The sequence below is a fragment of the Microcoleus sp. CAWBG58 genome, from assembly GCF_020883045.1.
Lineage (GTDB): Bacteria > Cyanobacteriota > Cyanobacteriia > Cyanobacteriales > Microcoleaceae > Microcoleus.
Genome location: NZ_JAHRFA010000011.1, coordinates 105,089 through 123,563, shown reverse-complemented (window position 1 = coordinate 123,563; position 18,475 = coordinate 105,089). Strand labels below are relative to the sequence as shown.

The window sequence follows — 18,475 nt, the reverse complement described above, 5'->3', positions numbered from 1 at the left end:
TACTGCCACTAATTATTATACCTTAAAAAAACCTCAAATGATTGCTATACAACCATTTGAGGTTTTAAAAATTATGATCTTTTTGAAAATTAAATCCGATCGAATATCTGCGGAATGTGGGATCCAAGATCGAAAGACTTTTTTGATCCTATGTTTAGTATTGGCTCAGATGCAGAGTCGGGCGATCGCCACCTCACTCCCGTCACTATTGCCCGCTAATCTTAATAAGGAGGATTTTTCTTGGACACGTTGTTGAGCGTGGGCAACTGAGGTCGAGAAGACTGAGGAGGAAGATAATATTCGGCAGCAGGGGCGGGTTTTTCGGATTCAGAGCGGTAAACTTGCCACCAACGGAGACCCATCGCTACTCCAGCAGTACCCAGCCCAAAAGCCAATAAAGAGCCGCTCGCACCCATGCTGCCGATGGCTGCATCGACAAGGCCCACTGTCACAACAAAGCTGGTAATTGGCTCTCTACGGTAAGCTGACTTCAAAAGTCGCGTCCACGAAGCATTCATAAAAATATTCGGTAAGTTGGAAACTCAGGGTATGAAAGACCTGATAGGAAAACGACTCGGCGGTTTCAACCGCCTTGAATCCCTTTCGGGGTTAGAGGGGTATGGTTGCCCCTCTGTGGAGATATGGTTGTCTCCGAATCCCTTTCGGGTAATGTTCGCTTCGCCGATGTTATGAGGGCTTGTTAGGCTAGCAGCACTGTTTCAGTGACCTTGAAACTGTTTAACTACTAGCGACAGAGCAGGGGACTAGCGTCGCATCCACTTTCTTGTCGTGACCCAAATAACGTAGACCTGCGTGAGGTCTTAGGCCCGTCAGAATAGCTTACTTGATTTCTCTTGTAAGCCCAATCTCTTTAGAGTTGGGTTCCTGACTTGATTTTACTCTGTTCTATATTTATTCAATCTCTAAAACTTAGAGTTGGCGGTACGATCGAGATTTCTAGCTTTAAAACTAGCTTCACCTCAATTAATCTTCTCGCCTGTCGGGAATTGTACGGGAGCGAGGTCAAATTGCCAAGCTTACCGATTAATATTCTAATCAATTCGTGCAGCGGTCGCGGTCAGCAGGGTGACACCCTTGCGGGTGACACTCCAGACAAAGTCTGAGTTTGACCCGCCCAAAAACGGGTACAAGCCCTCAACTCTCGCTTAGGGTAAATCCCCAAATTTTAGACTCCTGTTGCTTTTGGCAAATGAATTCTGTCGCATCAAATCTAAAATCGATCGACGATCGCGCTAGCCGAAGTCTAAAATCTAAAACCGACTGACCGCGCCCTTGCTAAAATTAGTTGAGACCTAACCAGGCCAGCAACCCCTGCCCTGTGACATACTCGATAATTAAAGTTAGGGAAAAACCAATCATCGCGGCTCGACCGTTCAGGCGTTCCGCGTAGCTGTTGAAGCCAAACTTTGGTTGATCCAGTTTGGGGGTGACGGTAGGTTGTAGTTGTGTCATTGCTTTGGATACCTTGCGATCGACGCTATTCAAATGTGAAATCGAATGTTAGTTACAAATCTTAAACATTTCTGCTTCCATTATAAGGAGGGTTAACCGCCATCAACCGTCCCTGAAGAGAAAAAACTGCTGCCAATTAAAGCCACTCAATATATATCCGCTCAACATATGACTAATCAGTTAGATAACGATAAGCTTCCGGTAGCTGCACAGCGAGTTGCCTTTGCCCTTCGTACAGCAGGCTGGGTGTGCTTCTGGGTGCAGTCAGTGCTGGCGGTGGTAGCGACGATTATTTTGCTCTTTGCCATTCCCTTTGCTATCCCCAGCGCCACTGCGCCTGGGAGTTCAACCAGTGCCGGCACGGGCGGCGGTGTCTTTTTTGCTCTTTGCGGGCTGGCCGTACTCGGTTACAGCGTGTATCGGGCTTTCCGTTTCACCCGCTTGTCGAGAGAATTGCGATCGCCCGCCAACGCTGTCCGTCCCAAAAAAGCAGACACGATCAAACAAGTGCGGTTGACACTGATGAGCAACTTATTAGGAATGTTGCTGACACTGATCGGCGCAGAAGCTATCAGCGGCACGCTGTTAGCCAAATCTTTAGCTCAGCCGCAAGCTTTGTTCGGTGCGGCAGTAGATTTCAGCAGATTTATTCAGCCTTTAGACATATTTGTGGTTCTAGCCAATACTCACGCGACTGTTGCCCACTTTGTCGGGATTATCGGTACTCTTTGGTTGCTCGATCGCATCCACAAGCAATAGAAAACAGTTGACAGTTGACAGCGTTAATCAGTTGACAGTTGACAGTTGACAGTTGACAGTTCAAGAGCGAACTCTAACATTAAGTTCGAGGAATCGAGTAATGAATAGTCTGATTTTAATTTCTCCCTCAAGGGGAGAAGCTTTCGATCAATACTTTCTGGTAATTGAGAATTGGTAACTGGTATTTTCTCCCCCTCTCCCCGACTATCCCACCTCCCCGACTATCCCACCTCCCGGATTATCCCACTATCCCCCAACTGGCATCCGGAATCACTGCCAAGGTTTAGAAGAACGTACTCAGATACCTTCTAGCAAGACAATACAAACATCATGGCACTGAAACCCGAGGCTTATTTTGGGGTGACAGATCACGCAACTATTGAAGTTTCTCAAGAAAGCTTTCGTTCTGTTCTCGGTCAAATAGAAGCTGAACTCCTCTGTAGCGACACCTACAGCCAAGCTCTAGCTAGCTTGCAAACCATGTTGGGCGAAGCAGCATCTGCTGCCGAAATTTTAATTAGAGCAGTTAGCAGAGAAGCCGTCAAACTCGCATTCGATCGATTTCCCAAACCAAACAAAACGGAAATACAAGTCGTCCAAGAGAGTGTCGCGGCTCCAAGTGACACCGCATCCTATGTCAAAGAAGAAGAGCCACCAGTACCTGCTCCTGTTTTCTATTGGCGCAGTGCTACTGTGGAAGCTCCTGTTGCAACAGAGTCCGAGACTGAAAATTGCGATCGAGATTCTAACACTTTAGAAGAAAACAAAGAAGCACTCAAAGACGAAATTAAAGTCGATTCGGCTGCACCTGCAACTGTCATCGCCCCCGCTAAATCCTTCCCAGGGTTTGGTTTTCCCAAGAAGGAGAAAAAACTTACCAAGGAAGAGGAAGCAGCTTTAGCAGTTCAAGAGCGAGAAGAGTGCCTGCGGGAGTTGGGTAGAGAGTTGCGTAAGGGACGGCAAATTCGATCGCTATCCATCCAGCAAGTCCACAGTCAAACTCTCGTGCCGCTGCACCACATCGAAGCGATCGAAAATGGGGAAATCGACAAACTGCCTCAAGATATTTACGTTAGAGGTTTTATCCGCAGGTTGGGCGACGCGTTAGGGCTAGACGGCACCGCGATGGCGAATGCTTTGCCAAAACCCGCTCCAAGTCCAATCATTCCCAGTACCTATTTGTCTGCTTCCAACTCCGACTCCGGCGAAGGCTTTCAAATGAGTCCGGTGCATTTGTACATCGGCTACACTGCTTTGATGGCTGGGGCGATAGGGGGTGTGGGTTGGTTGTCGCAGCAACCCGTCGTACCTGGGGCCAATGCAGTGGAGCCACAGGTGACACCGCCCGCCTCTGTTGCACCGTCTCCAAAAAGTCAAGAAAAAGCGCCTCAACCGGGCTTGAAGAAGTCTAAGAGTCACGGGGGGCTGATTATGGGGGCTGACATGGCACCGCCGGAGGTGATTTTTGGTTAGATTGCAATACGCGATTGTCAGTTTTCTTTGGGAGAAACGAACCAATCGCAGTATCTTTTGTTCGCAGGGTTTTGCAGGTGAAACTTTCTTAACTGTACTGGGCGAGAGTGTGTCGGGCGATCGATCGTCCGACAAGGCTCTTGGCACAGGTGAGCTCGGAAACTCAGTTTCGGAGTTCACCGAGATGGGATAAACAGCTTAAATACATAAATCGTTGAGAGCAATCGCCGCTGAGATTTTAGGTTTAATCCCTCAGATCGAGCTATCTGTGGAGTCAAAACTCAAAACCTTCAGACTTGCACCCAAAGTGAATTTTCAATTACATCAGGAAACCCAATATTTGCGATAAACTATCTATTTGACCAGTCCTAAAAAAGGTTTCCGATAAGATGAGTTCCCCAGCCACCGCTGCTTCCTCCGATATCGAGCCGCTATCGACTCAGCCACAAACAGTCACGAGTTTGACTGTATCGCACAGTGCTTTGGTAGCTGCTGCTCAAGTGCCACAAAAATCTTGGACAATAGAAGATAGCGAGAAACTGTACAGAATTCAAGGTTGGGGCGAACCCTATTTTTCGATTAATGCTGCCGGTCACGTTACAGTGTCTCCCAAGGGCGATCGCGGCGGTTCCCTCGACTTGTGCGAACTGGTAGAATCTCTCAAGCAGCGAAATTTGGCTTTGCCGCTGCTAATTCGATTTTCTGATATTTTGGAAGACCGGATCGATCGCCTAAATTCCTGTTTTGCCAGAGCGATCGCCCGCTACAATTACAAAAATGTCTATCGCGGTGTTTTTCCAGTCAAATGCAACCAGCACCGACAATTAATTCAAGATTTGGTGCGTTTCGGTCAACCCCATCACTTCGGACTGGAAGCCGGATCGAAACCAGAATTAATGATAGCTTTGGCGACCTTAAAAACTCCAGGCGCTTTGTTAATTTGTAATGGTTACAAAGACCGCGAATACATAGAAACCGCAATTTTAGCGCAGCGTCTCGGTCAAACTGCGGTAATTGTGCTGGAGCAAATTGAGGAAGTAGAACTCGCAATCGCCGCGAGCATTGCATTAGGAATTAAACCGGTTTTGGGAGTGCGAGCCAAACTCACTACCAAAGGCGTTGGCCGCTGGGGAGGTTCCACGGGCGATCGGGCAAAATTTGGCTTGACAATTCCTGAAATTATCCGCGCAGTCGGCGAACTAGAAAAAGCTGGAATTCTCGACTGTTTGCAGTTACTGCACTTCCACATCGGCTCTCAAATTTCCTCAATTAGCGTCATCAAAGATGCCATTCGAGAAGCCAGCCACATCTATGTAGAATTGGCTAAATTGGGAGCTAACATGAAATATTTGGACGTAGGGGGCGGGCTCGGCGTTGACTACGACGGCTCTAAAACCAACTTCCACGCTTCCAAAAACTACAATATGCAAAACTACGCCAACGACGTAGTAGCGGGAGTTAAAGATGCCTGTGACGAGCGGAAAATTCCTGTGCCAATTATCATTAGCGAAAGCGGGCGGGCGATCGCATCTCACCAATCAGTCCTAGTTTTTGACGTACTCGGGACTAGTGATGTTCCCAGAGAAGTACCAGAACCGGTAGACGAAAACGCCCACCAAATTCCGCGCAATCTCTACGAAATTTACCAATCTATCACTCCCGAAAATTACCAAGAAGTCTATCACGATGCTATCCAATTCAAGGAAGAAGCAGTCAGTTTATTTAACTTAGGCTATCTAGGAATTGCCGAAAGGGCGAAAACCGAACAGTTGTACTGGGCTTGCTGCGATAAAATACAGACAATCGCGCGGCAAAAAGACTATGTATCGGAAGATTTGGAAGACTTAGAAAAGGTGATGGCGTCCATTTATTACATCAACTTATCTGTTTTCCAGTCAGTGCCAGACAGTTGGGCTATTAACCAATTGTTTCCTATTATGCCAATTAACCGGCTCGATGAAGAACCGACTCAGCGCGGTATTTTAGCAGATCTTACCTGCGACAGCGACGGCAAAATCGACCAATTTATCGATTTGCGAGATGTCAAGTCAGTTCTGGAACTGCATACAATCAAACCTGGAGAACCTTACTATTTAGCGCTGTTTTTGGGAGGTGCTTATCAAGAAATTATGGGCAACCTTCACAACTTATTCGGCGATGCAAATACGGTTCACATTCAGCTAACCCCTTCGGGATATCATATTGAACACGTTGTGAAGGGAGACACGATGAAAGAAGTCCTCAGCTACGTACAGTACGATGCAGAAAGTTTGGTTGAAAGCATCCGCCGTCAGACAGAAGCAGCTTTGCAGCAAAATAAAATTACTCTTTCGGAGGCTCAACTTTTACTGCAAAATTATGAGCGGAGTCTCAGCCAATACACTTATTTGCAGTCCTAGTCAGTTGGCAGTTGGCAGTTGGCAGTTGAGAGTTGGCATTAGTCATTAGTCATTAGTTATTAGTGCTGTCCCCGCTCGCGAACGCTTTTAGTCAACCGTCAACTGTCATTAGTCATTAGTTGATAACTGATGACTAATGACTGATTAGTTAGAGTGCAAACGGAGAACTTTAGCAATTACCAATGCCAAATTCCCAATGCCCTGTTTGGCCAATTCCCTGTTTGCCCAATTAGTCAGCAGTGCTGAGAATATCTGCGATCGCCCGTCGCTCTTCTCCTAGTATATTTGGTAACACTTGACGGGCATCAGTAATCAGCCAATCGAGAGCCGCCGCTTGTAAATCTATCGACGCGCCAGTTTTGTCAACGCAGTAGCGCCCGAACACCAGTTTGTCAACCAATCGCACCTCCGGCCCCAAACGGGAATACTCAAAAATCACGCTGTTTTCTACAGTCGCCCCGCTGCAAAGCCAACAATTCGGGCCGATCATTGTCGGGCCGACAATTTTTGCTCCGTCTTCAATTTTCGTCATCGCACCAATGTAAACAGGCCCGGTGATATCAACTTTGTCCCAGTTGACAGCTACATTCAAGCCAGCGTAAACGCCGGGGCGCACTTCAACGCCCGGAATCGAAACATTTTTAATTTCTCCCAACAGCACGCTCTGAATTGCCCGCCAATAGTCAGGAACTTTCCCGATATCTACCCACTCGAAGTCCATGCTAATGCCGTAAAAAGGCGCGCCTGCTGCGACCAGCTTGGGAAATAACTGCGAACCTATATCATATTCCGTATCAGCGGGAATATAATTGAATATTTCCGGTTCAAAAATATAAATACCAGTGTTGATGTCGGTACTCAGAGCTTCCTCTACAGAAGGTTTTTCTTGGAAATCTTTAATTCTGCCAGAATCGTCTGTTACCACCACTCCATAACTGGGAACCTCATCGCGGGGAACAGATTTCATTACAATAGTAGCGATCGCCCCTTTTTCTTTGTGCCACTTCACAGCAGCAGTCAAGTCCAAGTCAATCAAAGCGTCGCCGCACAGAACCACAAAAGTATCGTCAAAAAACGGCGAGAAGTCCTGAATTCGCCTCATACCGCCAGCAGAACCGACGGCTTCTCCAATCATTTGTCCGTCTTCAATCCGCCCTTCAAAAGAATAGCCAATTTGTACTCCAAACTTTTGACCGTCGCGGAAGTAGTTTTCAATTACATCTGCTAAGTGGGAAACATTGACCATAATCTGGTCAAATCCGTGCTGGCGGAGTAATTCAACCAAAAATTCCATCACTGGCTTTTGCAGGATCGGAATCATCGGTTTTGGTGTCGTGTGAGTAATTGGACGGACGCGAGTGCCTTTACCGGCCGCCAGAATCATCGCTTTCATTACTAATTCCTCAACCCTCTGTTAATTAATATCAACTCAACAATTAGATGCTAGCGGTTGCGATCGATTCGATCGCAGCACCATCCTTACCCCGCCCAAAAACGGGTATAAGCCCCTGACGCGAGCGTCAGGCTCGATTTCAAAATTTTAGACTCTAGTTCCAGCTCCCTGATTCACTGCGCTGCAAGTCAATCTAAAACTTGTACTGAGCCAAGTCGAAGTATGTCAAATCTAAAATGGAGAATCGACTGACCTGTTTATAGGCGATATCCTAGCAGGCTATCAATCATTTATCCTCAATTTGCCTGGATTTAACCAACCAGAAATCAGAAATCAGAAATCAGAAATAATCTCAAGTCCGGGTAAATGTACCTAAAAGTCCTCTGAAGGCAGGTTCGTCCGACAGTCAAGAGTTCCAAAGACTGGTAAACCCGCCCCAGAAGCCTATTTGATGCACATCCAAGCTCAAAGCGCCCGGATTTTGAGGTCTTGGTAAAACTCCTCTTGAAGCAACTCTACTTTAGACTGAGCCGAGAGCAGCAACAACGCCCAAAAAACACCCACGCGATCGTACTTTGGTAAGTGAACGTCCTCAGTTGATAGCGGGGGTTCTGGATGGGCAGAGGAGTTAAAACCGCGATCGTGCCAGAGTTCCAGCAATTTGTCCAAGTCGAGCCAACCCTCGTCAATTTCCTGGCCTCGTTGTGCCAGAAATCGATCGAGTTCGCTAGCAGTTTCCACGAGATTTTCTTGGTGAGCTAGCTCAAAGATAGCCTGGGCAGCTTGCGATCGCATTTTTGAAGTCGGGCGGCGGCGAGGAGCAACTGTCTGCTCCATTGCTGCTTTCATCAACTGCAATTGCTCGATTAGTTCTGGGAGAGTTACCGGGCGTTTTTGTGGGAGTTGAGCTACACCGCGACGGCGCAGTTGTCGCTCCAGATGCTGCGGCAAATGTCGCCCTCCTGAGCGATCTGTGTCTTCGAGGGCTGGTTCGTCCAATTCGGGATTCGGCGGGGGTTCACAGAGGACAATACTTTCTGCTTTGAGCAAAACCAGCATTGAAGCGTACAAAAACGCTTGGCCGGAGTGGGACAAATCGGAGAAATCCGAACTCTGATCGGCATCACAGGCGTTGGTCAGCTTGCTCAAACATCGATCGAACACTTCAATTACCTTAACGTCCCAAGGATCGATTTCTCCCCGTTCTGCTAAATCAATTAAAATTGCGATCCCCTCAGAAATCGTTTCTAAACCATCTTGGTCTCTGGAAACAACCATTAGATTTTAGATTTTAGATTTTAGATTTATGGCTGATATCATGTCCGGTCGATTGACCGCAATAAGTAAGGTTTGTAGTGCGGACTTTAGTCCGCCACTTGAGAGCGGACTAAAGTCCGCACTACAAACCGTTTTTATGATAGTAATTTACCGGACATGATATGATACACTCACCTACAAATAAATAGGCTTGCATTAGGTGTTGTCCGAAAAACCGTATTGGTTTCTAGCCACTCGTGGGTACAGAAATGAGATTTGAGATTTGCCCTCGCCACAAACCAGAGAGGAACTCAATTTAATTACCAGATACCTTTACCCAGCTTTGACCTCGGCTGCTGCTGTTCCTAAACTTGTCAGTTCTGCACTTTCTAACAAAGGTTGTTTTGCTTCTACTTCTGCTTTATAGCGTTCGATATCTTGTTGTAACTCCTGAATTTGCTGCTCTTTTTCGCGAACTTGGCGGATTTCTTGGCGAGAGGCGAGGGTTCGCTGCATTCTCGACCACAAACTGAACAGCCACGCTAAAACAGCTCCCAATCCTGTCGCTACAATTAGTTCTACGCACAGCGGGGCTTTAACTTGGACGCCTTTAATAATTTGAACGGTGGTCGGCTCTGTATTTTCGATGCTGAACAACACTAGAGCCAAGCAAATCAGAAAGATAAAGAAGAAATTTAGCGATCGCATTTTCTCTGTTCCTAATTCTCAATTCCGGTCAAGCAAATTGTTTGCTATTTGTCAATATCTTTTAGCAGATGCGGCCTGTTTGTATTAATAATATCAAGTCTGGTCAATTAATCATTGTATACGGCGACTCAATTCACAAAAAATCCGATCGCATCTTGATAATGCTCCCTTGGATGACCAAAAGTTCAGTCATCCAAGTGCGACCTCCAATTGAGAAACAGATTACAGATTTAGGCTTGACCGATATTTTGCGGTTTCTTACCGATTCCCAGTGCTGGCAATAGTTGATATTTTACAGCAAAGCCCGCCGCCATAAATAAGGCAATAATCAGCGCTCCAATTCCTACGGGACTTGGAATCCAGAATGTCGCCTCCAAATAGTTAACTTCTCCGGGTTTCAGCTTCCAAACTAACTGCTTTCCCTGCTGGTAGCTTTGGGGAACCAGCGCACCGGCGACAGTAGTTGAAATATTTTCGGCACCCCAGGGCGTGTTCAAGCTAAAGTCTAGCTCCAAAAGTCCCCCCGGATTCAGCAGAGGACTGCCGTTTGAGGAAACCAGAGCCAGAGAGCGCAAATCCAATTCCAAACTTAACCGATTTCGCAGCACCAACAACAAATTATTCTGCTTGACACTCAGATGAGATTCAAACTTGGGCAAATCGGTTTCTAGGGGACTTGCGACGCGAGATTTTGCAGTTTTTGCGATCGGATTGTAAAATTGGTTGAACTTGTCTTCTAATTCGGCTCCATTATTGAATGGAATCGTCACTATAACTTCTCTCTCAGAAAGCCGTTTGGTTTTTCCGTCGAGGAACCTCGCCCGCTTTTCTACACTTTTCAACCAATCTCCAACTGTTTCGCTGCTGAAGCTTGTCAACCTTTCACCCAGTTTAATGTGCTGCACGATTGTGCCGTGGGTTTGACTGTCAAAGTTGACTCCGACATCGTACTGAACGCATCCAGTCACTAAATTTAAAATGCAAAAAACCAAAGGTAAAAGAAAGAAAAAGTGCTTTTTCTTCTTCCCATTTCCATCCTTGACATTTTGCTCTTTCATCTTTATTCCCCTGTTTTTCCCTATTTGCATGAATTAGCAAACCCAAGTTTGTAGTGAGGACTTTAGTCCTTCTTGACTCAACTAGGATAAGAGGACTAAAGTCCTTACTACAAACCAAGATGTGAGTGTTGACATTTTGATAGCAGCAGTGTCGGAGTCACCTGAAATTAACCGCACTGAACTTATTGTCTCGAAGCTACGCCCAACTGTTGAAATAGCATACTCGGCAAATATGCCCCACCACCTACCCATTCGGCTTCGGTACTTAAGTCTGCCAAATTTTTAAAGGCTTCAAAAATGCTGCCTGCCACCATTGTATTCTTGACGCGACCGACAATTTTGCCTTTTTCTACTTTATAGCCTAGGTCTAAGTTGACAGAAAATTCGCCAGCTAACTGATTTGACTGACCGGCACCTAAAACCTGTTCTATTATAAGACCTTCGTCCATGCTAGCAATCAAGTCTTGGGTGCTGGTGTTTCCTGGGGAAATGCAGAAGTTGGTCAAGTCTGGGCCCGGGCGAGACAATCCGCCACGAAAACCGTTGCCGGTCGATCGTACACCAGCACGAGCCGCCCACCTGCGATCCCAATAAAATCCGGTGACAGTTCCTTTGTCGATTAAGACTTTGCGAGTGGTGGGCGTACCTTCGTCGTCAAAGGGACAAGTGGAAGGGCCTAGGGTGGGGTCTTCAAAAAAGGTGAAGCGTTCGTCAAATAAGGTTTCGCCGATTTTGTCGGCTAGGGGAGAAGCTTTTTGAACTACTGCTTGACCTGAAAGGATGGTATCAAAAAGTCCGCCGAGGGTGCTGGCGGCGGCTCTGGGGGTAAATAATACTGGGTAGGAACCGCTGGCGATGGTGGCTGAATGTTCGGCGAGGCGGTATTTTTCGAGGAGCGATTGCAGGATGCTGTTGGTGTCGAGGGGTCGATCGCGCGCGACATCGTAACTGTATGCTTGCATAAAGTCTTCTCCCTGTACCAAATTTCCGGCGATCGTCCCGCTGACTATTTGGCTGCTTCTTTCGGCATACACGTCTTGCGTAGTGGCAATTTTGACGCGGCCGCTGCGGACGTGGAAGCCCACATCTACCATAATATCGGGATTGTAGGCGTGAACTTGCTCGACGAGGTTTTTGCCGTTTTCGACTAATTCGGCGGTTGTGGGCGGACTGTAGGTGGTTTCCGGGCCTTTTAGGTGGAAGTCGGAGGCGAGTTCAAATTCTGCGGGGTCGCCGATTTCGGCGGTTTGAATGGCTGCATCTACTAAATCGTCTATCCGCGTTAAATCAGTGGAACTAGCAAAGCCGATTTTGCCATTGTAAATCAGCCGCAGTGCTACGCCTCGGAGGGCTTTGGTTTGGAGGGATTTGAGGCGATTGTTCTCAAATTCGATCGGCGTATCTTGACTCGACAAATAGTATACTTCAGCAGCATCAGCGCGCCCAGAGGCCAATTTCAAAATCTGTTCTATGGTGGAATCGCTCACAATAATCGCCTTTCTGGTTTGGTCTTTGTTCTATTTTAGCGATTTTGGGTGTGGCCAGAAACCGGTTTTTTTTGTGATGTGTGGCCAGAAACCGGGTTTCTACGAGATTTTACGCATCCTCATGAGATATTCGTGAGAAACCCGGTTTCTAAATCCCGCGCGCAAACTTACGATCTCCAGCCATCTGCTGAACCCTAGAAATAATGCGTCTCACTGTCTCCGCGTCGGGCGATCGCAAATGCTGTAAAATCTCCAAAGATTGCTGTAAATAATTCAAAGCTTTCTCAAAATCTCCCTTCTCATCTGCTAACAACTGTCCTAACATTGCGAAAGTAGCAGCTTTCCCTTGAAGATTGCCAATTTTTTCCTGAAGTTCGAGAGATTGTTGATAAAATGCGATCGCTCGGTCAATTTCCCCAAGATTTGCATAAATTATTGCTAGACAGTGCAAAGTAGCAGCTTTCCCTTGAAGATTGCCAATTTTTTCCTCAAGTTCGAGAGATTGTTGATAAAATGCGATCGCTCGGTCAATTTCCCCAAGATTTGCATAAATTATTGCTAGACAGTGCAAACTAGCAGCTTTCCCTTGAAGATTGCCAATCTTTTCCTGAAGTTCCAGAGATTGTTGATAAAATGCGATCGCCTGGTCAATTTCGCCAAGATTGGCATAAATTCCGGCTAGTTGGTGCAAACTAGCAGCTTTCCCTTTAACAGCGCCAATCTTTTCTTTAAGTTCGAGAGATTGTTGATAAAATGCGATCGCCTTTTCTACATCCCCTTGATTCGCATAAATTCCTGCTAGATTGTGAAAAGTAGCAGCTTTCCCTGGAACATCGCCAATTTTTTCCTGAAGTTCGAGAGATTCCTGATAAAGTGCGATCGCCTGGTCAATTTCGCCAAGATTGGCATAAATTCCGGCTAGTTGGTGCAAACTAGCAGCTTTCCCTTTAACATCGCCAATCTTTTCTTTAAGTTCGAGAGATTCATGATAAAGTGCGATCACCCGGTCAATTTCCCCAAGATTTGCATAAATTATTGCTAGATTGTGAAGAATGCTTGCTTTTTGTGTTTCATCTGCCGACGGACACTCATCTAGTGCTTGTTGGTAATAGTTTTTGGCGGCATCAATTTCACCCAATTCAGCTTGAGAACGAGCCAAGCTGTGGAAAATGCGATAATCTGGAAAAACGGCTAAAGTCTCTTCACAAGTTTTCACAGCTTCCCGAAATCGACTTTGATTCTGCCACCGATTCGTCAAAACCTGTGCCATTTCTACCGCAATCTTTTCCACCTTTCCCAGCATCGCCAACCGATGAATTTCCAATCCATTTTCCTCCGTAGAAGATTCCGCTTTCTCCCACCAGAGGCGATATAAAAACTCAGCCGCTTCTCGATGCAAAGCTTCGCTATCCTCCGCCAAATTCAGCCCCAAAATCCGGGGCACTCGCAGCGATGAATCGGGACTGACTTCTAGTAAACCCAATGCTATGGCGCGGTCAATATTTGTCTCAACATCGACAATATCCCTACAAACTGCCGCAATTCCTGCCCTCGGTACTGGCAAATGATAAACTAATGCCAACTCCAGAATATTTGTCAATTCAGGTGATAGCTGTTTCAACAATTCCTGATTTAAAATATCTTCCCGAAACTCCGCAGTTGTCTGCTCAATTTTTGCCAAAATCGCCGTTACATCCAACTTTTTAGCCAGCAACACCAAATTCAGCCGTTCCAACAACCGAGGATTGCCATCTGCCAAATTTTGTGCTTGCATTCTCAACTTCTCATCCACCTGAGATCCTGGTGCAAAAGCCTCAAGCTGACTGCATTTTTTCTGCAAATCTGCGCCTTTAAAACCATCCAAAGACTGCTTGTGAAAATACCGCAACTGCTGCGATTCAAAATCGTAACGACAAGTCAGAATTAAACGATGAGGCGCATTAGTTTCTCTAATTGCCCAAACCAAAGCCTCTAAAATTATTGCCATTTCCGGCTGTAACACCCAACCGCTATTCGGCTGCGATTCTAAATGCTGTTCAAAATCATCCAAAACCAACAAAAACCTCTGTAACTTCCCGCCTGAACCCTGTGTTTCCGAAGAATCTGCCATTTCTTCCAAAGCCAAAAACAGGTCGCGCAAGCGATACTTCAACTCCTGATTATCTAGTTGCAAAGCTTCTCGCTGCAACTTCGGCAACTTGTCGCCCAACTTACGCAACAAACTTGCTTCATCAACTTTCCCAGACCAAACAATCTTGTCAAATTGCGTCAATCTGTCGCACAACCTCGAAGCCAAACTACTTTTACCCAAACCTCCCATGCCGTGAATCAAAACACCGACCAAATCCGAGTTTAATGCCTTTAAACATTTTTGAATTTGCCGCCGCCGTCCCACAAAAGCTTCGCGACTGGGGACTTTTACTTGTTCCCCAGCAGCATCCAAAAACTGCTCTGTCACCGTCGGTTTCGGTGCACGTTTCCGCCCGCGAGTCCTCACAGTCGTCACCAAGCTTCCAGGCAAATCTCCTGCCACATAAAACCGCAACAAATGCCAATCTCGCGCCTTGTTAGCAATTAAAGCTTGATAAGTACCAGCCAAAGCCTCCGTCAATTCATAGCCTGCTGCCAAACTCTTATATAGCGCTGCTGCGGCCGCCGTCGCATCACCATCTCCCACCTTTTTTCCCCAACCCAAAACAGCTTTAGCGCCGAAATCTAGCAACTCTTCAGCCAAGGAAGGAACCGACCCACATTTGCCACGCTGTCCCGTGCGACAACCGGACAAAAACAGTAATTTAGGAAGACGAAACTTGAATGAATCCGCGATATCTCGACCGCTAGCCGGATAATTTTCACCAGTATCTGTTTCTGTACAAAAACGCGGTTCACCGTTATCATTAATAGTAGCATGACCAGTCAAATGCAAAACATCAAAATATCCCTTGTCATGACTATCAATCAAATATTCCAATTCCTGCAAACAGCCACTTTCTTCAACTATCAGCGCTAAATCTTGTTTCGCTTCCTTTGTGGCTGTCAGAATCAATGCTTCTTCTTTCTCAAAATCCAAGACTGGTTGTACATCCTGCGGTGAAGCCGCCATAAACAAGAGATTCAGCGCTCTATTTTCCGGCTTAGCTTCATCAACGGACAACTTTTTAATACTATCAGAAGACATCCAGCGAATCGGCACAATCGGCTGAGGTTTTGCCACCAAGAAACTATGACCATCATGGAGCACTTCCCAGGGCAAATGAGCGAGTTTTTGTGCCGTAGCAATCGCTAAAATAATGCTTTCCCCAACCAACTCTCGAATTTTCCGAGATAAAAAGCGTTCCGTGCCATCCAGCCAGTCAAATAACCGTTTTCCCGTCACAGCATAGCTTTCCGGCAAAACAACATAATAGTCTTGTTCAGCAATCCCAATTAAATCATCAATTTCTGTCAAACACAGCCGCATCGATTCATAATGATTGGGATTGTCTAAAAAATAGCGAAATTCAACATAATTACCTTGAACAGTTTTGAGGTCGAGGTGTAGAATTTTCACAGTTATAATTTATATTTTGCATAAGATTAAAGTTGAATACCATTTTATTTTTCTTGTTTCCGGATCTTTGGCGATTTAGTTCGGATATCTCTACCTCCATTGGCAACTCGCGCGAAGACTGAGAAACCGGGTTTTTGCCCAAATCTGTCACTCCTAGCGAAGTATTGTGATAAAAACCCGGTTTCTGGCCACCCGCGCGAAGACTGAGAAACTGGGTTTTTGCCCGAATCTGTCACTCCTAGCGAAGTATTGTGATAAAAACCCGGTTTCTGGCCACCCGCGCGAAGACTTAGGCTAAGGTTTATTCGTCAAGGATTTGCTTAATTTGGTCAATGGTGGCATTTTCCAACAGCAACCGCCGCCCGCGCTTACCAACAATCAAAACTTTCTCAATCTTTTTACCAGACGTACCTTTTTTGTATTCTTGATACCACTTGCGAATTTGTTCTGCTATGGCGAGAGTTCCGCCAGCAATAGCGACAATAGCGCCAATGGTTGCTAAAATTCCCTCTTTTTCATCATCTCCCACCGTTTCCCAATTTCCCGACAAGTCAGACATCGCAAACAGTTCCTCTGTAGCTGCAACTGCATCTTGTCCTTCGACGCTGATTTGAATATCTGCCATTATTTTTAATAATTGATAAATAAGCCACCTAAAATCAAAACGATCGCAATTAATGCCAGCCAGATAAAGCTGTTATCTTTCGTATTTACTTGACTCAAGTCCACAGGTTCGGCTACAACTGGCTTGGGTTTCGCGTACTTGATATCAGCGTTCGGATTGGCTTGAAAATTGATTGATTTATTTTCATCCAAAGCTGCTAAATCGGGAATTTTTACTGTCCATTCGTCAGGGATACTGAGTTTGGGGGCTTCGAGAATGAACAGCAAGCGCTTGGCTTGTTGGCGGGTTTCTTGGCGGGGATGGCGGGTGAGTTTGCGGCAAAGTTCGATCGCCCTTGCTGTATCGCCAGAGGCTTCGTAGGCTGTCACCAGCCACATCTGCACCTCGCCACCTAACCGGGAAGCGCGATCGACCAAACCTGTCGCTGTTTCTAAACTTTGGATAGCTTGACCGTAGCGGCCGCTCTCAAAAGCTACTCGACCAGCTTGGTACTCAGTTTCAACTATTTCTAACTTTTCGGAAGTCACCAGCCCTCACCCAATTGACAAATATTACTTTCCCAAATTCCCCAAACCCTAGAATTCGCTGTTGTTTTGCGACATACCGGACTCGTTGTCGCGTTTGGAACCCAGCAAGTCTAACTGGTCTACTCTGATGATAGGCATTGATCGATTTGCTCCTGTGCTTCTATCTTGCCAGCGATCGAACTTCAAAGAGCCTGTTACCCCTATTTGAGCACCTTTGCGAACGTAGTCAGCAGCAATTTGGGCTGTTTTGCCCCAGATTTCGAGGGTAAACCAGTCTGGTTCGTCGGTCTTGCTCGATCGCCGCCTCACTGCCAGCGTTAACTTGCACTTAACTGTACCAGACTCAAAATACTTCACGTCCGGGTCGCCACCGACGCGGCCGACCAAAGTCACAACATTAAGACTCATAAATTTTTTCGGGAATGTGCTCGATTGGTGATGTAGTTAAAATCTCCCTGAAGGGCGATCGCCTCCAAAATTAACTTGGAACAGCGCAAATCAGGGCTTCATCCTGATTTTACACCCACTGACCAGAACATATTTATTGTGGATGATTGGCGAGCCTGCATTCAACATATGCTCGACAATGTACATTTCTGACTAGACTCAGGATGAAAAACGTAATAGAATCCACCTCGGTTACACTTTTGTAACAACATTATTGCACACATTAGTATTTTAGTTTTGGGGGGGTACAAATCAGTGGGTCTTCTCAATCGATTTTCCTTATCTAGAGATATGGGTATCGACCTCGGTACTGCTAACACTCTCGTTTATGTATCCGGCAAAGGTATTGTTCTCCAAGAACCGTCCGTAGTGGCGATCGATCAAGACTTAAAAATACCTCTGGCGGTTGGAGAAGATGCTAAAAAAATGCTCGGGCGCACGCCTGGGAATGTCATAGCACTGCGCCCGCTGCGCGACGGGGTAATCGCCGACTTCGATACTGCCGAACTCATGCTCAAGACTTTTATCCGCAGGGTTCACGAAGGCAAAAGCTTAGTTTCGCCCCGGATCATTATTGGCATCCCCAGCGGTGTCACTGGAGTCGAGAGGCGGGCTGTCATTGAAGCGGCTACTCAAGCCGGTGCTAGAGAAGTACGGTTAATTGACGAACCTATCGCTGCGGCGATCGGGGCTGGACTGCCTGTGGCTGAGGCGACGGGTAATATGATTATAGATATCGGTGGGGGTACGACGGAAGTTGCAGTTTTGAGTTTGCAAGGTACGGTGATCAGTGAGTCAGTCCGGGTGGCCGGTGATGAACTCAATGAGGCGATCGTCCAATACATGAAAAAAGTTCACAATTTGGTGATCGGCGAACGTACTGCTGAAGAAATTAAGATTCAGGTGGGTTCTGCATATCCAACTACCGAAGATGACGACGCGATCATGGAAGTGCGGGGCTTGCACTTGCTCTCCGGTCTACCGCGAACTGTTACGATCAAAGGCCCAGAAATTCGCGAAAGTATGTCGGAACCGCTTTCAGTAATCGTGGAAGCCGTCAAGCGTACTTTGGAACGCACTCCTCCGGAATTAGCAGCAGATATTATTGACAGAGGAATTATGCTGGCCGGTGGTGGGGCGCTGATGAAAGGTTTAGATACTCTGATCAGTCACGAAACAGGAATTGTCACTCACGTGGCAGCAGATCCTCTGTGCTGCGTAGTTTTGGGAACCGGTAGGGTATTGGAAAACAAACAGTTGGAACGGGTTTTCAGCGGGCAGTCGTCGCGCAATATGTAGTTAACAAATTTAGGATTTTG

The 18,475-nt window shown here is 46.4% G+C and carries 16 protein-coding genes; 5 read left to right on the top strand and 11 right to left on the bottom strand.

Annotated elements, in window-relative coordinates; genetic code table 11:
* Positions 1 to 221 precede the first annotated feature (221 nt).
* Both QZ918_RS07320 and QZ918_RS07315 read right to left on the bottom strand, forming a co-directional pair.
* Entirely contained in the window at positions 222 to 518 is a 297-nt protein-coding gene (locus QZ918_RS07320) for a hypothetical protein (protein ID WP_293332896.1), read from the bottom strand.
* A gap of 784 nt (positions 519 to 1,302) precedes the next feature.
* On the bottom strand, positions 1,303 to 1,473 hold the full coding sequence (locus QZ918_RS07315; RefSeq protein ID WP_293153989.1) for a CAB/ELIP/HLIP family chlorophyll-binding protein: 171 nt from the start codon (positions 1,471 to 1,473) through the stop codon (positions 1,303 to 1,305).
* Between the two features lie 168 nt (positions 1,474 to 1,641).
* Here QZ918_RS07315 and QZ918_RS07310 point away from each other — a divergent pair, with 168 nt between their 5' ends.
* The 4 genes from QZ918_RS07310 (at position 1,642) to speA (ending at position 6,104) form a co-directional block, all read left to right on the top strand.
* Positions 1,642 to 2,232, top strand: a complete 591-nt coding sequence (locus QZ918_RS07310; protein WP_293332894.1) for a DUF3611 family protein — start codon at positions 1,642 to 1,644, stop codon at positions 2,230 to 2,232.
* Between the two features lie 330 nt (positions 2,233 to 2,562).
* A complete protein-coding gene (locus QZ918_RS07305; RefSeq protein WP_293332892.1) occupies positions 2,563 to 3,705 on the top strand; it encodes a helix-turn-helix domain-containing protein in 1,143 nt (380 codons plus the stop codon).
* Positions 3,698 to 3,898 carry a hypothetical protein gene (locus QZ918_RS07300; protein ID WP_293332899.1) on the top strand — a complete coding sequence of 67 codons (201 nt, stop codon included), beginning with the start codon at positions 3,698 to 3,700 and terminating at the stop codon, positions 3,896 to 3,898. The genes QZ918_RS07305 and QZ918_RS07300 overlap by 8 nt, the downstream gene beginning before the upstream one ends.
* 196 nt (positions 3,899 to 4,094) lie before the next feature.
* A complete protein-coding gene (speA, locus tag QZ918_RS07295) occupies positions 4,095 to 6,104 on the top strand; it encodes a biosynthetic arginine decarboxylase (protein WP_293332890.1) in 2,010 nt (669 codons plus the stop codon).
* Between the two features lie 229 nt (positions 6,105 to 6,333).
* Here speA and QZ918_RS07290 read toward each other — a convergent pair whose 3' ends face one another.
* The 9 genes from QZ918_RS07290 to QZ918_RS07250 all read right to left on the bottom strand — a co-directional run bounded on the left by QZ918_RS07290 (position 6,334) and on the right by QZ918_RS07250 (position 17,117).
* Positions 6,334 to 7,497, bottom strand: a complete 1,164-nt coding sequence (locus QZ918_RS07290) for a nucleotidyltransferase family protein (RefSeq protein ID WP_293332888.1) — start codon at positions 7,495 to 7,497, stop codon at positions 6,334 to 6,336.
* A gap of 465 nt (positions 7,498 to 7,962) precedes the next feature.
* Complete coding sequence (locus QZ918_RS07285) at positions 7,963 to 8,775, bottom strand: segregation/condensation protein A (protein ID WP_293332886.1); 813 nt, start codon at positions 8,773 to 8,775, stop codon at positions 7,963 to 7,965.
* 312 nt (positions 8,776 to 9,087) lie between these two features.
* The gene (locus QZ918_RS07280; protein WP_293153976.1) at positions 9,088 to 9,462 is read right to left on the bottom strand and encodes a LapA family protein; all 375 of its coding nucleotides are present in this window, start codon (positions 9,460 to 9,462) and stop codon (positions 9,088 to 9,090) included.
* 230 nt (positions 9,463 to 9,692) lie between these two features.
* Positions 9,693 to 10,520 (bottom strand): DUF3153 domain-containing protein, encoded by an 828-nt coding sequence (locus QZ918_RS07275; protein ID WP_293332884.1) that lies wholly within the window; start codon positions 10,518 to 10,520, stop codon positions 9,693 to 9,695.
* 182 nt (positions 10,521 to 10,702) lie between these two features.
* Complete coding sequence (locus tag QZ918_RS07270) at positions 10,703 to 12,007, bottom strand: TldD/PmbA family protein (protein WP_293332882.1); 1,305 nt, start codon at positions 12,005 to 12,007, stop codon at positions 10,703 to 10,705.
* A 148-nt stretch (positions 12,008 to 12,155) separates the two neighbouring features.
* Positions 12,156 to 15,557: a tetratricopeptide repeat protein gene (locus QZ918_RS07265; protein WP_293332880.1), complete on the bottom strand. Its 3,402-nt coding sequence runs from the start codon at positions 15,555 to 15,557 to the stop codon at positions 12,156 to 12,158.
* Between the two features lie 301 nt (positions 15,558 to 15,858).
* Positions 15,859 to 16,182, bottom strand: coding sequence for a hypothetical protein (locus QZ918_RS07260; RefSeq protein ID WP_293332878.1), 324 nt, complete (start codon positions 16,180 to 16,182; stop codon positions 15,859 to 15,861).
* Positions 16,183 to 16,187: 5 nt separating this feature from the next.
* Positions 16,188 to 16,709, bottom strand: a complete 522-nt coding sequence (locus QZ918_RS07255; protein WP_293332876.1) for a tetratricopeptide repeat protein — start codon at positions 16,707 to 16,709, stop codon at positions 16,188 to 16,190.
* A 48-nt stretch (positions 16,710 to 16,757) separates the two neighbouring features.
* Positions 16,758 to 17,117, bottom strand: coding sequence for a single-stranded DNA-binding protein (locus tag QZ918_RS07250; RefSeq protein WP_293153939.1), 360 nt, complete (start codon positions 17,115 to 17,117; stop codon positions 16,758 to 16,760).
* 330 nt (positions 17,118 to 17,447) lie between these two features.
* Between QZ918_RS07250 and QZ918_RS07245 the strand changes: the two genes are divergently transcribed.
* Positions 17,448 to 18,455 (top strand): rod shape-determining protein, encoded by a 1,008-nt coding sequence (locus QZ918_RS07245; RefSeq protein WP_293153998.1) that lies wholly within the window; start codon positions 17,448 to 17,450, stop codon positions 18,453 to 18,455.
* Positions 18,456 to 18,475 lie beyond the last annotated feature (20 nt).

Bases quoted from the DNA above. Each gene is read 5' to 3' on its own strand.
- QZ918_RS07320 (WP_293332896.1), bottom strand. From the start codon at position 518: ATGAATGCTTCGTGGACGCGACTTTTGAAGTCAGCTTACCGTAGAGAG.
- QZ918_RS07305 (WP_293332892.1), top strand. From the start codon at position 2,563: ATGGCACTGAAACCCGAGGCTTATTTTGGGGTGACAGATCACGCAACT.
- QZ918_RS07250 (WP_293153939.1), bottom strand. From the start codon at position 17,117: ATGAGTCTTAATGTTGTGACTTTGGTCGGCCGCGTCGGTGGCGACCCG.
- QZ918_RS07275 (WP_293332884.1), bottom strand. From the start codon at position 10,520: ATGAAAGAGCAAAATGTCAAGGATGGAAATGGGAAGAAGAAAAAGCAC.
- speA (WP_293332890.1), top strand. From the start codon at position 4,095: ATGAGTTCCCCAGCCACCGCTGCTTCCTCCGATATCGAGCCGCTATCG.
- QZ918_RS07245 (WP_293153998.1), top strand. From the start codon at position 17,448: ATGGGTATCGACCTCGGTACTGCTAACACTCTCGTTTATGTATCCGGC.
- QZ918_RS07260 (WP_293332878.1), bottom strand. From the start codon at position 16,182: ATGGCAGATATTCAAATCAGCGTCGAAGGACAAGATGCAGTTGCAGCT.
- QZ918_RS07290 (WP_293332888.1), bottom strand. From the start codon at position 7,497: ATGAAAGCGATGATTCTGGCGGCCGGTAAAGGCACTCGCGTCCGTCCA.
- QZ918_RS07315 (WP_293153989.1), bottom strand. From the start codon at position 1,473: ATGACACAACTACAACCTACCGTCACCCCCAAACTGGATCAACCAAAG.
- QZ918_RS07285 (WP_293332886.1), bottom strand. From the start codon at position 8,775: ATGGTTGTTTCCAGAGACCAAGATGGTTTAGAAACGATTTCTGAGGGG.
- QZ918_RS07280 (WP_293153976.1), bottom strand. From the start codon at position 9,462: ATGCGATCGCTAAATTTCTTCTTTATCTTTCTGATTTGCTTGGCTCTA.
- QZ918_RS07310 (WP_293332894.1), top strand. From the start codon at position 1,642: ATGACTAATCAGTTAGATAACGATAAGCTTCCGGTAGCTGCACAGCGA.